The sequence below is a fragment of the Microcoleus sp. EPA2 genome, from assembly GCA_020882975.1.
GTDB lineage: Bacteria > Cyanobacteriota > Cyanobacteriia > Cyanobacteriales > Microcoleaceae > Microcoleus.
The window spans coordinates 1-13,759 of record JAHRFD010000037.1 but is presented as its reverse complement, the minus strand read 5'-3'; the positions used below and the strand labels follow the sequence as shown (position 1 = coordinate 13,759).

The following is a 13,759-nucleotide window of genomic DNA, read 5'->3' as shown; positions in this document are numbered from 1 at the left end:
ATGTTGATGCGCCCCAAGCAACCCTTCACGGAAATTGAAACCATCCGTCAGCAACTCGATAAAGTTTTTGACCAACGGGCAACAACGAGAGATAACTCAGAAACCGCTTGGATGCCCGCTTTAGAATTGGCTGATGCTGGGGACAACTTCGTATTAAAAGCGCAACTGCCTGGAATTGACCCCAAAGACATTGACGTTCAAGTCAGTCGCGAAGCAATTTCTATCTCTGGCGAACGCCGCTACCAAAACACAAACGAGCAATCTGGCTACGTCCGCTCTGAATTCCGCTATGGCAAATTCCACCGGGTTCTTCCCTTGCCCGCACCCATTCAAAACGACTCCGTGCAAGCTGAATGCAAAGATGGCATTTTAACGCTAACTCTGCCCAAAGTGACTGAAGCTCGCAATAAAGTCGTCAAGATTAACTTAGGCCAGATTGCTGGAACTACAGCGAATCCCGCTTTGGAACAGGCTAACCAATAACGATCGGCTGTGCTTAATCGTGAGGCAAATTTTCCTTTCATTGAGCCTGATTGGATTTACTTAACAACAACGGAACTGGAAAAGTTGATACCGGGAGCGACCATTGCTCTCGGTATTCTTTATTTGGGAAAGCCGAGCGAAAAGCTACCTACAACTGTCCTGAACCCGCAGTGAATTCAGTAACGCTTACAAGGCAGGCTTCTAGTAAATGCAGTCGATGTGCACGACGAACAGAATACCCAATCGTGAGTCCAGGGGCATTGAAATCCCTCAGTCCTCCGTTCCACCCACTTCTGTGGCGAATAAAGACGCTTGGAGTGCGGAGCGACCACCGCAGGCAGTCCAACGTATCGCCGGGACAATTATCCCTGTTCCCGGAGGGTGTGGTGGATTAGAATATCATGAATTTTTCTGGGGAATCGGCACGGGGCAATTGATTTGATCCGAATCCGCTGCCATTCGTTTAATAAGCTCAAAAGCAGCCGTGCAATCTGCTAACGCTCGGTGTCCGCCGTTGAGGGGAACATACTGATAATCTTTATGATAATAACTCCAGTTTCCGACCCATTGCGCTACCCATTCCATCAAACAATTAGAGCGCTTTGCCAACTTCAAAATCGGCAAACTGTGAAGCCGACAGCAGTAATTTAAAATCTTGATATCGAAAGCAGAATTGTAAATTAATACTCGCTTATCTTTAAGAGCTGCATCCGTGGGATAGACTTCAGGGAAGGTAGGAACATCGGCTACCATTGCATCGCTAATGCCGTGAATATCTGTTACTTCTGGAGGTATCGGAATTGAGGGCTTGATGAGCGTATCCAGCAACATTTCACCGAGATGATTGATAATTGCTATCTCTACAATCTCAGCACGCACGAGCCCCGTAGTTTCAGTATCCAGAATCACCCAATCGTTCTGGCTTAATTGTTCTCTTGCCCAAAGAACAGCACTCACCCTATCTTTTTTTATGAAACCTACTTCTCGATACCACTCTTGATAATCCCGCTTGATTTTAGCTTTGAGGCGGTTGGCAGCCAGGGTTTCCAATTGCTTGGGAGATGGCTTTCTTTTTGGTCGGCACGATTCAGGATTAGTCGAATCGTAGAGGAACACGTCGTATTTTCGGGTTGGGATAACGCCTGAAGGTTTCAGAGGCGATAAACCAAGTTCACCCAATTGCTTTTTAGTTTTCAGGTGCGGTGGCGGCTCGTTGGATTCACCCCACCAACTGTACTTTGTTAGTTCCATAATTGCAGGTTACCCATCTCTGCCATAATCGCAGGTTCCCCATCTGTGCCATTTTATTATCGCATTATTGAGGAGAATAAAAGCAACGGGGAATACCGTATTTGTTGGTAATTAAGCGCCTGATTTTACCCAAATTTTATGCTATTCCACAATCTTTCCAAAGGTTGACTCAAGGGCATGATACCAGTCTTTCGCTTTCTGGAATGCTTTACCTCCCGTACCGCAGCCAAACACATCTCGACTGCTTGCTGTGACTCCCAATCTCAGTAGTTTTAAGCTCAACCAAAGCGCTTTATCTGGTTGAGCGGGAATGAGGGCAATGACTTCACTTACTGTATCTACTTCACTGCTTCCCCGACTGCTCAGTAGCGCCATCACCCTCGCCAATGCCTTCGAGCGTTCTGGTTCAGGAAGTAGGGAAGTAGTGCTGCAATCCTTATCCTGCAATGCTTCACCTGCTTCATCCGCCACTTTGTCCGCTTCACCTTCTGATGAAGTAGCAGTATCTTCCCGGACAGTAACTTCATCCGCCTGCCAGGATTCTAGGAGTCGCTTCTTGGCTAGTTCCCACAGTTCTTGAGAGTCTTCTGATTCCTGATTTGGAGCCAACTCAGTTGCTTGGGATGTTTCAATATTTACGGAAGTTTCTGTTTGGGATGGCTGGTGAGGAAGCTCTCGTTTCCAACCGCTCAAGTCAGGCACAACAGCCGGGAATTCGCCTAACTCGCAGCTAATCCATGCCGCTCTATTTCCCAGCGATTCCAAGTAATATCGAACTTGTTGGTACTTGGCATATTGCTCGAAATCCTTGGGGAATTTGTTGCGGTAGGATTCACATTCTTCTACGGCAAACTTGCCCATGTAAATGCTACAGAAACACTCAGCTAAATCTGATTCTCCCTCCAATCCCCAAGTTACAACTTGTCTGCCCTGCGCTAAAGCAAAGATGCGGATGTTGGTTTCCCTGGCTAAAGTAATCATTTCACCCATAATTTGCTTGGCACTGAGAGAAATAATCTGTTTGGTTTTGCGATCGACAATCGCTCTCACATTACGCGAAATTGCTTTCCATTCATCCACAGCTACATTCCAAATGGGTGAATCAATCCCCTTTGCCATTAATGCTGTACGCCGCACTCTTTCACCTTGCAGTGCTTCCAAAGAGGAACGGATAGCTTGGTAATCTTCAGGCACTCCTATTACATCCAAGCCAATCCATTGATGCGGCCACCGCTTGACCGTAATTACCGACTGCTTTTGGGATGGCATCACATCCATCAGCCAATCAAATAGCGTGGTTTTTCCGCATCGGGTAGCTGCAACTCCTCTAATGTGAGGAAACATCTCAGGAGTCTCCCTAAACTGCTTCCAATCAAAGAACTTCACTCCTAAATTGGGAGTTACTGGCAGTTCTACACCCAATAATTGATTGTTATTTGGGGCGGATGCTGTGTTTGATAGGAGTTCCGCATTTTCAAGTTCTTCGGACTTTGATTCTATTGGGTTGGGGAAAGATGCGGGCAAAGATTGGGGAGTGGCAGTAGTTAAAGCCTCCAACAGTTCGGGGTTCTTCTCCAAATAAAGCGTGTTGTAGCCGTCGTAAAGTTCGCGCTTGAAGTCTTTCACTCTCAAGTCAGCAGCAATCGCTGTTTTCTGGATTTCTTCCTCATCCAAAATGTTGCTGGTAGTTGCCTCTAATTGCGAATGCCGTGCCTCCAATATCGCAGCCTCTTCCTCGTTCTTTCTCTGCTTCACCGATGCTGCACCCGATGCAAAATAACCCGCACCAAAGCTCATTGCACCAATTACGCCGGATGCAGTACGCAGCAGCCCCCAGCCTTGATGCAGGTTCACAAACTTAGCATTCTTGGGATACTGGGAACCCGTTACCACAACAGGCGTACAGGGATTTGTAGCTCCATTGCAGTAGCTGATGTGTTTGTCGAAGTACCCGAACAAACTAAACCCGCTACATCCGATACCCACAATTAAAGGAGCAATGGCACTTTTCACCGCATCCACCTCCGCAACAGTGTAACCAACAAAAGTAGCGTCACCGACACACCGACAATCATGACAAGCTGCCACACTGGGATGAACCCGAAGCCGACACTTAAAGGCATATTTGCCAGTAGCCACGCCGCATCCCAAAATGCAGCAATAGTTCCGACAATCACTACCAACCCGCTAATCCGCCTCATGGATAGTAAATAAGAGGTTGGGTTTTTCGGTTTTACTACAAACAGAAACCCGGCTACTAAAATCACTGCGACAAGCATTACAGGAGCACCGACAATCCTCGAAACGTGAGCGATGGATAGGCCAACCGCAAACCAGAATCCTTGACCGCAGAAGCTATTTAAGTTCTTGAGAAACCTCAATTGGTCTGATTCTTCTAATTCGGGGAGTTGTGGTTGTTGTGGAGCAACAGGAGGATTTTGAGGTTTGGGGATGAGAAATGGTGGCAACTGCATGGTTATTTCCCAGAGAAATAATCAAAGGCTTTACCGCCCCATTTTTTTAGCCAACCGCTTGCCTTGGTAGCGTTATTGCTAGCATTATTGCTAGCGTTATTGCTAGCGTTGTTGCTAGCGCTGCTGGCAGAACTCAATTGCGGGCTACTCGATGATGGCAAACCGTATTTCCCGCGAGTACCGTAAGCAAACAAGTCTTTTATCCTATTTCTCTCTTCGCTTTTTGCCTCTTGAGCTGCTTGTCGCTCCGCATAGTTTGCTGCTTCTTTGTCAGGTTTTTGGGATAGCGCCTCTTTTTGACGGGCTAATTTGTTAGCTACGATCTGAAGAGAAATCTCAAGGTCGTATTCGGCTAAATCACCGTAATCGATAACTTCTTGGTCGAGAAGTCTGACGCCAACATCCGAATCTTTGGCTAGCTTTTTAGTATTGGCCTGCCAACCTTTCCATGCCAAGAACACGTCGAGTGTAGCTCGATCAATCTTCTCCATGCCCTTAGCACCGGCTTTGACGCATCGAGCTACAAACTCGTTGTATTTGACAACGCCGTCAATATAATCGTTGACGTGTTTTTCTAACTTGTCGAGGTTGTCAATCAGGAACTTGATTTCTTCAACCGAATCTACGAATGCTCCCAATTCTTCCTCGGACATCCCCGCAAAAGCTGATGGGTCGAACCCGTAGTATCCCTGAAAAGTAGTCAACATTTCAGGTGCGCTATCAAATGCTTTGACTTTCCCGACTAGGGCTGGGGCGATGGCTCCACCGCCAGTGTATTTAACAATTGCACTCATGGTTTGTCTCCTTTAATCCATTCTGCGGGTTGGTATGCAATCAAATCCATTGTCAGCAGCAAGGCGAGTGTAAGTTTAATTTCCTTGCGGGTCTGTAGAATAGGAACTTTTATCAGAAACTTTCCATTCACCTGACAAATACCAGTCCACCCATTTTGTAGCTGAATCAAAAGCTATATCCTCATTTTCTTCAACGCCAATTTCGTTAGCGTAGCCCTCGGAGAGGATCGGGTCGGGGTCGCCGTCATACACGTACCAGCAGGCGAAATCTGGCTCAACAACGAGTTTTATTTTCAATCCCAAGCGAGCAAAAATCTTAATCTTGTCAGAGGTGAGTTCCGCCACTGGTTCGTCTTCAATAATTTCCCCTCTTCTCTTTAGCTCATCAAATGCAGCGTCGAAACTGCATTTAAAGTGCTTGTAGGTAAAGCTCCTATAATCTTACTCAGCATTGCATTTTGCCTCTTTCAGTTGCCTTGCTTTCCCGTTTACATTAGCTAGTGTCAAACAATTCCCAAGCTTACTTCCCCCCAAGTGACGGTGCAAATTGATAGCTGTTGTTCGTGCTGTTGTCGATATTCTGGTCGCCTTGAACTACGGTTGGCGGTATATCTTTTACGGCTTGCCGATAACCGTCGTGGTAAATAGCTTGACCTGCGTAAAGTAGCATAGCGGGGATAGCTGCAAACAGGAGCGATGCACAAATGACCGAGAGTTTATCTGACATGGTTGTTACCTCAAAGTTTCATTAGGACTGAATGAAATGTAAACCTGTCCTTGACTGCTACATTTAAGTTGTACTCCTTAGCTCTATGTTTGCGCTTTACTCAATCTGGTAACAGAATCTCGTTATCTGTCTTGCTAAAGATGACATTTTTGCCATATTCCACACAGTACGGCTTCAGTAACTGGTACTTTTCATCCCGGTCAGTAAACAGGATGTGTACCAGTTTTTGTTCTTGCCATCCTGAATTACAGTGTTTAACTGTTGCCAAGACTTCTCTGATTTTCAAGCGCATCCTCCCACCAATACTGCTACTTCGCTCACTTGGCTAATTGCAGCCAGTTTAGACTTAACAACCTGCCACAATCTCAATCCAGGACACACTAAATACATTTCAATAAAACCGTAACTTTCCAGCATCAGACAAACCTCATTAGCGCGATTGTTTCTTCAGCATAATTGCAATTGGGGGGCAATATAATACCAGGTTTTTTATGTAGCTTCCCCTGTTGTAAGCTCAGGAAAAAGATGAGATTCAGAAGCACCTTTTCCCTTTGAGCTTGCCTTAAAGCTAGGGCTTCCCCCAACTCTCGGTGAGCGCCTACCAGAGTCCTGGTGAAATCCTCCGTGGCGGTACTGGCTTGGTTGGTAAAACAGGCTTTGGGGCTGGCAAGTTGGCATCCCGCAAATCCAAGGGAGCTGCTTTTACGGCCGAGGTGAGAACGCTGAAATTACCTCGGATATTCGAGGCCATATCGGTCAAGCCGTGGGTGAGATTTGCACTCAGAGAAATCTTAAAGGCATCTAGGATTTGGTCGCTAACGGCTCCGGCAACATCGGCCATCCCCAAGGATGCTTCGCGAGTCATTCCCTCAATGGCTTGTATCGCTCCGCTTTTCTCTTCTTCAGCATCCCGTTTTTCCCCGCTGGCGATCGCTTGTGAGTCGATGTCATTGCAGTATTCACCGCGTCCGTTCCGAGTTCCAACTACTTGTTCGAGTGCCAAAGGCGGTGCAATTCGCTGATTCAGTACCAACTCGAAATAAAGGTCGATTTCTGCGCTGTCATCAGGGTTCAAAAGAGAGTTTTGCCAATCGGGCTGCCCTAAAGCTTTGCGAGCGTTGGTTACGTCAGAAACTTTGTTGAGTCCCCATTTGGCTTTGATGTCGCGGCGGTCAATTGTCGGTTCGGTATTCATGGGTGGGCAATCCTTCTTGTGCTAATCGTTCTCGAACAGTGGCAATGCAGCGGTTGGCTTCCAGAATCCAAGTTTCTAGGGTTAGCAAGCAGTTCAAATGAAATTGAGAAAATGTCCGGCGGTAAGGCTGTCTCTGAAACTCGGGGCATTCTGCTTCTAAAAGGGCGAGTCTGGTTTTGAAAGTAGCTTCAGGCATCGGTTTTCCCCCTTTACCTAGAATTACCCTTACCTCTGCTCTGAAGTAATTTCGATGGTTCCATTGGCCGCACCGACTGTTAAAAACAGCTACGTCTACAGGCTTTTTAGGTGTTGGCATTTTCTGGTTGGCATTTGATTGGCTACTTGGCGGGCTACATAACCCGAAACTCTGATTCTTTCGTTAGCTGTTTTCGGAGTCACCCGAAGTAGCTAACGAAGAATCAAAAAAAATTATTTCCTTTCCGGCGTACTAAATGATTTGGCATCCCAGATACCCCATACTTCGCGGGCAGAAGATACGGCATCTTGAAGTGCTTCTGCTGGCGATCGCCCGAAAACTACAATCTGGCGGGGTGGATTGTACTTGCGGGTGACGGTAACGCTCCACTTGAATTGATGGCTTTTGAGTGCTTTCACCGATCGTCCCTCCCGTCGCCTGGTGCGGGTGGGATTGATGCGTTGGAGTTGCTAGCTATTCGCCAGCACAATGCGCTTGCTAGTTCGTTTTGTTCGACGCGACTGAGAACTCGCACTGTGGGGAACCAAGGCTGCAAGTGGGATAAGTCGTTGTTGACAGTGGCTGAATACGCTTTAAACGGGTCGCTTTCCAAACAGACAAAAGTTCGCAAAACGTACAATTCATCGAAGTTGAGCCCATTCAATCGGTTGATTATGGTTTCGCTAGAATATTTTCTGGGTGCCGTGTACGGAGTCAGCGCTTGTTCCCCCAGTTCCCACCAATTCATCACGTCGGCTCGTTCGGTGGAACACAGAATCTCATGTTTCCGAACGCAGATGTAAACCGGCTGTCCGTCTTCTTTTATCAAGTTGTCCTGGTCATCCAGCAGCCGACCGGTGACGGTCTCCGAACGAACGTCTGTTACTTCCATGCGTCCCCTGGTGGTGGTGACGCGGGGGTTGGGTATTTCTACAAAGCTTGGCTGGGCGGCTTGCGATGGCTGCCCGTAATCTGCGAACATAGAGGAAATCTCCCGAAAGTGAGTGCCATACCCCGCCCTTTGAGATTGCGAGTCATGGGGGGCGGGGTTTGGTTTTGGGTTTTTGACGCTAACAAAGCTAAGTAAAGCAACCGAATCGGGAGTACAGATAACTGTTTTATGCTTCTGCTTGGTTCGTAGACGTTCGTGGGTGTATGATAACTCATACGGGATGTTTAATGCAAATATCCCGTATGCACCTATTAACCCATTTAGCTAAAAATAGGCTTGAACGGGTAGTCTGGGATATATAAAGTAATTGCATTAGATATCCCAGTGACTGAGCAAAAAACTACAGAACCAGTACCCACCTTGAAAGTCACATTTCCTTCTCGGACGCTTCGAGAGCGGTTCAAGGCTATTTGTGCGTTGAACGGAAAAAACATGAATGAAGTGCTGATTGATTTGGTTAAACAGTACATAGAACAGAATCAGCGAAACGATCGCCCTGAAAGTGAAAGCGACAGCAAATCATAGGGCTGAACCCATACCTAATGTCTACCAACTCAAACAACCATGACCGAATCAGTAAGAGCCGTCAGAGCCTCGGTACAAATAGGTTCCTTAACAGTCGATGGATTCATGCTGCCAGATGGCTCGTATCGGATGAGCCAGACACAGGTGGCGGAAACGATTGATGAACCTCCGGTTTACGCATTACGTTTTTGCGATCCAATGGCTCTAAAGCTTTGCTAGGAGAGACGTATACGGATTACACCGGAGCGTATGAGGAGTCCGGTTAAATTGCGATCGCAGCTCAAAACTAACAAGTCAGAGGAAATAGCAACATGAGCCAAGCCCAAACAATCCCCCAAACAATCCCACAAACAATCACGTTTGATGAGTTCGCAGCCTGGTATCCAGAGAACTCTATTCGCCGCTACGAACTGCACAATGGAGTAATTGTTGAAATGCCTCTAGGAACTGGCCGCCATTCTGGTGTTACAGGTTTTATCAGCTTAAAAGTAGGAGTTGAAATTGACCGACGCGAATTACCCTACTCCATCCCCGGTGACTGCCTGCTTAAACCCACTCGCGATGAGGCTGGTTATCAGCCCGATGTAATTGTCCTAGATCAAGCATCTCTGGCAAACGAACCGCGCTGGGAAAGGGAGTCCATCATCACGATGGGTTCTTCGGTGCGGCTGGCTGTAGAGGTAGTCAGTACGAATTGGCGGGATGATTATCATTTCAAATTTGCCGACTACGAAGAAATGGGCATCCCTGAATACTGGATCGTGGACTATCTCGGTTTGGGCGGCCGCAAGTTCATCGGCAGCCCCAAACAACCCACCCTCTCGGTTTGCCAATTGGTAGATGGGGAGTACCAGGTCAAACAGTTTCGGGGGGATGACACAGTTGAGTCGCTGGCTTTCCCGGAATTGAACTTGACTGCCGAGCTGATTTTTCGGGCCGGGATGCCTAAGAGCGAGCCGAGCTAGAAGGACTGAGGGCGATCTGGCGCTGCTGTTGTCCCAATTTTTCACCGCTCGCCCGTCGCACACGCGCCACAGCACAGAACGCAGTAGAATCGTTTTAGTCAAAAAAAACGCTACACCTTTAGAGAGGGGCAGCGACACAAGTCAAAAAAATCAATTAATTCAATAATAGCTTAGTTTGTCAACCCTTAGTTGACAGCTAAGAACAGACAAAAAGCTTTTGTCAAAGCCTCTCTTCTATATATGGTGTAGCGGGTCAACCTACCAGGGAGAATCCCGCTATGGATATCATTCCACACAATTCCGACCCGAATAGTCAAGTATCGTTTTCTCGGAAAATCGACTGCGAGCAAGTCCAGCAACAGCCTTCAAAGCCTGACTGTGACTCAATTATCGCACAATCCCCTCTAAATACGCAAACAAACCGTGGATTGTCTGCTGTCACCTTTGAAGCGATCCTCTCCGAGGGCGGAGCGAACGGGGGTGCGGTGTAATGGTTTACTCGCAATCATTCCCTCAGCAGATCGATCGCGAACAAGCCCAGCAACAGTTAAAAGCACTGGGTTACAAAGCCGGCGATCGAGTTTACCTGCGAGCCTTCTACCCCAGTTCAGATCCCCGCAAAGCTGGGGATGCTGGCAGGAAAGCAGAAGCAACCAACCTCGACCAATTGATTGAACGCGCCACCGAATTTCAAACCGAGGGACGCGGCGTGTACTTGGTGGTCAACGGTGGCGGACACACAGACAAAGATGTCACCGAAACCCGAGCCATATTCTACGAACACGACAACTTAGACAAAGCTGCTCAAGTTGAGTTGTGGAGGGGCTTAGGACTGCCAGAGCCAACACTGCAAATTGACACCGGCGGGAAATCGATCCATTCCTACTGGGTATTTGACGAGTTCGTTGCAGTTGAAGATTGGCGATCGCTCCAAACCGAGTTGCTTGAGGAGGCCGACGCCGATCGCTCCTTAAAGAACCCCAGCCGAGTGATGCGTTTGGCTGGGGCATGGCACTCAAGCGGCAATCAATCCCTGATTGTCAGCAACTCCGGATCGCGCTACACATACGACGAATTGCGGGCGATCGTCCCGACGAAGGAGTTGCCGGAGCCATCACTTTTTCAAGCCTCGTCCACAGTTAAGCCGCTTGCTGCGGATGACATCCCCGATACTTATGAAGACATTGCTGTACCCGTGCCAGCCAGCGTCCCATTGGAGGAATGCTTGGCAAAAAGCTCTCGCGAGTTGCTTGGTGGCATCAGTGAGGGGGGAAGGAACGAAGCAGGAGCCAAACTAGCTCGCGATTTAATCGGCACCGCGAACTACCTGCGGGCGATCGGGCAAGCTTTTAACGGCGACCCCCAGCAAATGTTGGAAGATTTCGCGACTCGCTGCAATCCACCGTTGCCGAAGCACGAAGCCGAGACAATTTGGAAGTCAGCAGAAAAAAGTAATGCAACACCAGCCTGCAAACCGGAGGGGGTGGGAAATTGCATCAAAGGCTGGTACTGGAACAACCACATTAAAACGAGTCGGCGGTTTGTCGATCGACAAACCAACACACAAAAACACAAAAACAAGCTTGGAATGAGGGAAGCGGCCGCCTTGGCAAGAGAAATCTTGAAGGGCGAGCCAAACGAAGTTTCAGCCAACATCAAGCTTGAGGAAGTCCGGCAGAAGACGAGTTTTAGCGAGTATGCTTGGGAACACAAGATTATCAAGCCACTGAAACGAGACATGGATGCGGAACGATTCAAACTCGAACTGCTAGGCTTGCTTCAAATGGAAGACCCAGTAGAGCGCATCCGACAAATCGCCCTACTAGCGCCCAAGTACAGCATGAGCGCGGGGTCACTCAAAGAAGCGATGGCCGCAATGAAGCAGCGGACAAGCGCGTCCGAGTCACGGCTTTGGAGCTTAAATGAGGTTTTTAGCCTTCAGTCTGAGGGTTTGCGATGGGTGGTTCCCGAACTTCTGCCATGCGCTGAGACGGTGATTTTGAGCGCAAGTCCAAAATGCGGTAAATCCTTACTAGCGGTAGACCTTGCTTTTTGCGTGGCTACTGGCGAAGAAAAATTCTTGGGGCAAAATATCAAGGTGGGCAAAGTCCTGTTGGTGTCAGTCGATGAATCCCTAAATAGCACACGGTCAAAGCTGCTAAAGCGGGGATTCCGATTGCAGGATAACGACAACATAAAAGTCTTACCCCAATGGGACATCACCCAAACAGCAAAACTTGAGGCTTTCTTGGAAGATTACCGCCCGGATGTAGTCATCATTGACAGTCTCAAGCGTATTTGCAAAGGTAGCGCCGTCTCGGAAAACTCAGCAGAATTTTCCGACAATATCTACGCCCTCAAAGAACTGTTAACTCGTTACGGTGCCGCTGGCGTTCTAATCCATCACAGCAACAAAAATGCCGATGCGCTAGGCGTTGACAGGTTGCGCGGTTCTAGTGCGATTGCTGGTAGCGTTTGGGGTGTTTGGCAAGTTGACCACATTCCAAAGAAAGACCCTAACAACTCAAAAAAACTGATCATCGACCCCAAAGACCCCAAGCGTATTTTCTCGTGCTTCCCAAGAGATGCAGAAGGTCAAACACTGGACATTGAGCTAAATCTCGAAAATAATTCTTGGCTCTGTCACGGACTAGCAGGAGAGGCAGCCGAAGCAGCACAGCAAAGAGAGACGATCCGAGAACGAATCTTGCGAACTCTCCAAAAACATAACAGACCGTTACCCGGCCCAGAAATCATTGAAACAGCAGAGCTAACCGAACAGCGCGGCTCAGCTTACTCCGAACTAAACCGGATGGTTGGCAAGAAGGTTATTAGTGCGGCACCAGCACCGGGCGACAAACGATACACCCTATATTCTTTGCCCAACTGTCACGCTGAATCTTTGAGCGCAAAATCTCCTACCCCCCCTCCCCCCCCTATCTCACTGCCAATTGCTATCTATGAGTCTGAAAACCATATACAGCAAGGTTTTCAGATAGATAGCAAGATAGATAGCAGATACATAGCAATAGATAGCACTGTGACAGTTAAATCTGAGATGCTATCTACTGCAAATGATTGTGAGGAAAGGATTTCAGAGATAGATAGCAAATTACCACTGTCACAAGGGGGGGGGGAGGTAAAATGCGTTTCTGTCTATGACGAAGCTCAACCATCCGAGCCAGTTCCGATCGCCCCTCTGGAATCCAAACCAACAGAGCCAACCGAACCAACAGATTCGCCGATCGCCCCTAGTCTCCAATTCACCATCGGCGATCGAGTGAAAGTTTCGCCAGAGTATATAGGTACCAAGGAATTCAGGGGAAAGCTGGCCGCGATAATTGAGGTATATAGTAACGGGCTGTGCTGGATTGAGTTTGACAGCGAAATCGAAATATCTGGGTGCAAACCAACAAAAAAGACCAGCATTGATGGTCAATACTTGGTTTTAGAAACTGCATCCCCGATCGCGCCGCCAGAATCAGACCTCAACGAAGACGAACTAGAACTGGTTGAGTTTGTACGCTCGGCGATCGCCGAAAATGACCCCGCAGCCGCAAAAAACGTTCAGGGCATTCTCACGGAAGTTCGCAGTAGCGGTGCCGCCGATCGGAGCAAAGTTTGGTCCGCGTTGACGGCTACTGAGCAAGCTGCATTTAAAGCGCTACTAGCTGAGTTAGAAGCTCCATCTGAGCCGGAACAGTTACCTCACGCCCCCGCCCTCTCGGAGTCAGAGCCACAAACTCCATCTGAGCCGATCGCCCCCTCGGAGTCAGCGCCGAAACAGCCGACAGTAAATACCCAAGCACATCAGCTTAATTTGCTACCAGAGTTCAAGCCGCCTTCAGATTCCAAAAACAGATTTTCGCCTGATTCTGAAGATTGGGCTTGACGGGCGATCGACGCTGGGGAATTGGTAGCGGCGGATTTAGTGGGAGTTGTGGGCGATCGGCACTTCCAAGAGTTTCAGGAATTGGTCGCACGTTGCCCAAAATATTTTACCGAACTCCCCGCACCGTCGATCGAAGCCGCCACCAAAAAAATTAGCTAATTTTTTGTGCGCCCTAAAGTCACTGGAGTTTAGACTAAAAAACGATCGCATCTAAAAGTAGCTGCCTTTCAACAGAAGGCAAGTTATTGCTCAAAAAATCAAAAGAGAGGAGATTAAACAACTAATTTTGAAGACTTTTTGCGTCG

The 13,759-nt window shown here is 48.1% G+C and carries 18 protein-coding genes; 6 read left to right on the top strand and 12 right to left on the bottom strand.

From position 1 onward, the window contains the following. A complete protein-coding gene (locus AAFP14_RS23340) occupies positions 1-483 on the top strand; it encodes an Hsp20/alpha crystallin family protein (RefSeq protein ID WP_341734575.1) in 483 nt (160 codons plus the stop codon). Between the two features lie 399 nt (positions 484-882). On the opposite strand, the gene AAFP14_RS23335 is transcribed toward AAFP14_RS23340, so the two are convergent. The 12 genes from AAFP14_RS23335 to AAFP14_RS23280 all read right to left on the bottom strand — a co-directional run bounded on the left by AAFP14_RS23335 (position 883) and on the right by AAFP14_RS23280 (position 8,102). Further along, positions 883-1,734 (bottom strand): 3'-5' exonuclease, encoded by an 852-nt coding sequence (locus tag AAFP14_RS23335; RefSeq protein WP_341734574.1) that lies wholly within the window; start codon positions 1,732-1,734, stop codon positions 883-885. A gap of 141 nt (positions 1,735-1,875) precedes the next feature. Continuing rightward, positions 1,876-3,822 carry a hypothetical protein gene (locus AAFP14_RS23330; RefSeq protein ID WP_341734573.1) on the bottom strand — a complete coding sequence of 649 codons (1,947 nt, stop codon included), beginning with the start codon at positions 3,820-3,822 and terminating at the stop codon, positions 1,876-1,878. Next, the gene (locus tag AAFP14_RS23325; RefSeq protein WP_341734572.1) at positions 3,744-4,208 is read right to left on the bottom strand and encodes a hypothetical protein; all 465 of its coding nucleotides are present in this window, start codon (positions 4,206-4,208) and stop codon (positions 3,744-3,746) included. Before AAFP14_RS23325 ends, AAFP14_RS23330 begins: the two co-directional genes overlap by 79 nt. A gap of 2 nt (positions 4,209-4,210) precedes the next feature. After that, entirely contained in the window at positions 4,211-5,002 is a 792-nt protein-coding gene (locus AAFP14_RS23320) for a hypothetical protein (protein WP_341734571.1), read from the bottom strand. A 75-nt stretch (positions 5,003-5,077) separates the two neighbouring features. Next, on the bottom strand, positions 5,078-5,347 hold the full coding sequence (locus AAFP14_RS23315; RefSeq protein WP_341734570.1) for a hypothetical protein: 270 nt from the start codon (positions 5,345-5,347) through the stop codon (positions 5,078-5,080). Between the two features lie 175 nt (positions 5,348-5,522). Further along, complete coding sequence (locus AAFP14_RS23310) at positions 5,523-5,729, bottom strand: hypothetical protein (protein WP_341734569.1); 207 nt, start codon at positions 5,727-5,729, stop codon at positions 5,523-5,525. A 100-nt stretch (positions 5,730-5,829) separates the two neighbouring features. Beyond that, on the bottom strand, positions 5,830-6,015 hold the full coding sequence (locus AAFP14_RS23305; protein ID WP_333207342.1) for a hypothetical protein: 186 nt from the start codon (positions 6,013-6,015) through the stop codon (positions 5,830-5,832). After that, the gene (locus AAFP14_RS23300; RefSeq protein ID WP_341734568.1) at positions 6,012-6,146 is read right to left on the bottom strand and encodes a hypothetical protein; all 135 of its coding nucleotides are present in this window, start codon (positions 6,144-6,146) and stop codon (positions 6,012-6,014) included. The genes AAFP14_RS23305 and AAFP14_RS23300 overlap by 4 nt, the downstream gene beginning before the upstream one ends. 181 nt (positions 6,147-6,327) lie before the next feature. Then, positions 6,328-6,924, bottom strand: coding sequence for a hypothetical protein (locus tag AAFP14_RS23295; protein WP_341734567.1), 597 nt, complete (start codon positions 6,922-6,924; stop codon positions 6,328-6,330). Next, entirely contained in the window at positions 6,902-7,240 is a 339-nt protein-coding gene (locus AAFP14_RS23290) for a hypothetical protein (protein ID WP_333050759.1), read from the bottom strand. Before AAFP14_RS23290 ends, AAFP14_RS23295 begins: the two co-directional genes overlap by 23 nt. A 113-nt stretch (positions 7,241-7,353) precedes the next feature. Continuing rightward, complete coding sequence (locus tag AAFP14_RS23285) at positions 7,354-7,539, bottom strand: hypothetical protein (RefSeq protein WP_341734566.1); 186 nt, start codon at positions 7,537-7,539, stop codon at positions 7,354-7,356. Further along, positions 7,536-8,102 carry a hypothetical protein gene (locus AAFP14_RS23280; protein WP_341734565.1) on the bottom strand — a complete coding sequence of 189 codons (567 nt, stop codon included), beginning with the start codon at positions 8,100-8,102 and terminating at the stop codon, positions 7,536-7,538. The genes AAFP14_RS23285 and AAFP14_RS23280 overlap by 4 nt, the downstream gene beginning before the upstream one ends. 294 nt (positions 8,103-8,396) lie before the next feature. On the opposite strand from AAFP14_RS23280, the gene AAFP14_RS23275 reads away from it, so the two are divergent. The 5 genes from AAFP14_RS23275 (at position 8,397) to AAFP14_RS23255 (ending at position 13,613) form a co-directional block, all read left to right on the top strand. Continuing rightward, on the top strand, positions 8,397-8,597 hold the full coding sequence (locus tag AAFP14_RS23275) for a hypothetical protein (RefSeq protein ID WP_341734564.1): 201 nt from the start codon (positions 8,397-8,399) through the stop codon (positions 8,595-8,597). Positions 8,598-8,908: 311 nt separating this feature from the next. Further along, the gene (locus AAFP14_RS23270) at positions 8,909-9,562 is read left to right on the top strand and encodes a Uma2 family endonuclease (RefSeq protein ID WP_371121348.1); all 654 of its coding nucleotides are present in this window, start codon (positions 8,909-8,911) and stop codon (positions 9,560-9,562) included. Between the two features lie 278 nt (positions 9,563-9,840). Continuing rightward, positions 9,841-10,053: a hypothetical protein gene (locus AAFP14_RS23265; protein ID WP_341734563.1), complete on the top strand. Its 213-nt coding sequence runs from the start codon at positions 9,841-9,843 to the stop codon at positions 10,051-10,053. Further along, a complete protein-coding gene (locus tag AAFP14_RS23260; RefSeq protein ID WP_341734562.1) occupies positions 10,053-13,454 on the top strand; it encodes an AAA family ATPase in 3,402 nt (1,133 codons plus the stop codon). The genes AAFP14_RS23265 and AAFP14_RS23260 overlap by 1 nt, the downstream gene beginning before the upstream one ends. A 21-nt stretch (positions 13,455-13,475) precedes the next feature. Further along, the gene (locus tag AAFP14_RS23255; protein WP_341734561.1) at positions 13,476-13,613 is read left to right on the top strand and encodes a hypothetical protein; all 138 of its coding nucleotides are present in this window, start codon (positions 13,476-13,478) and stop codon (positions 13,611-13,613) included. Positions 13,614-13,759: the final 146 nt, after the last annotated feature.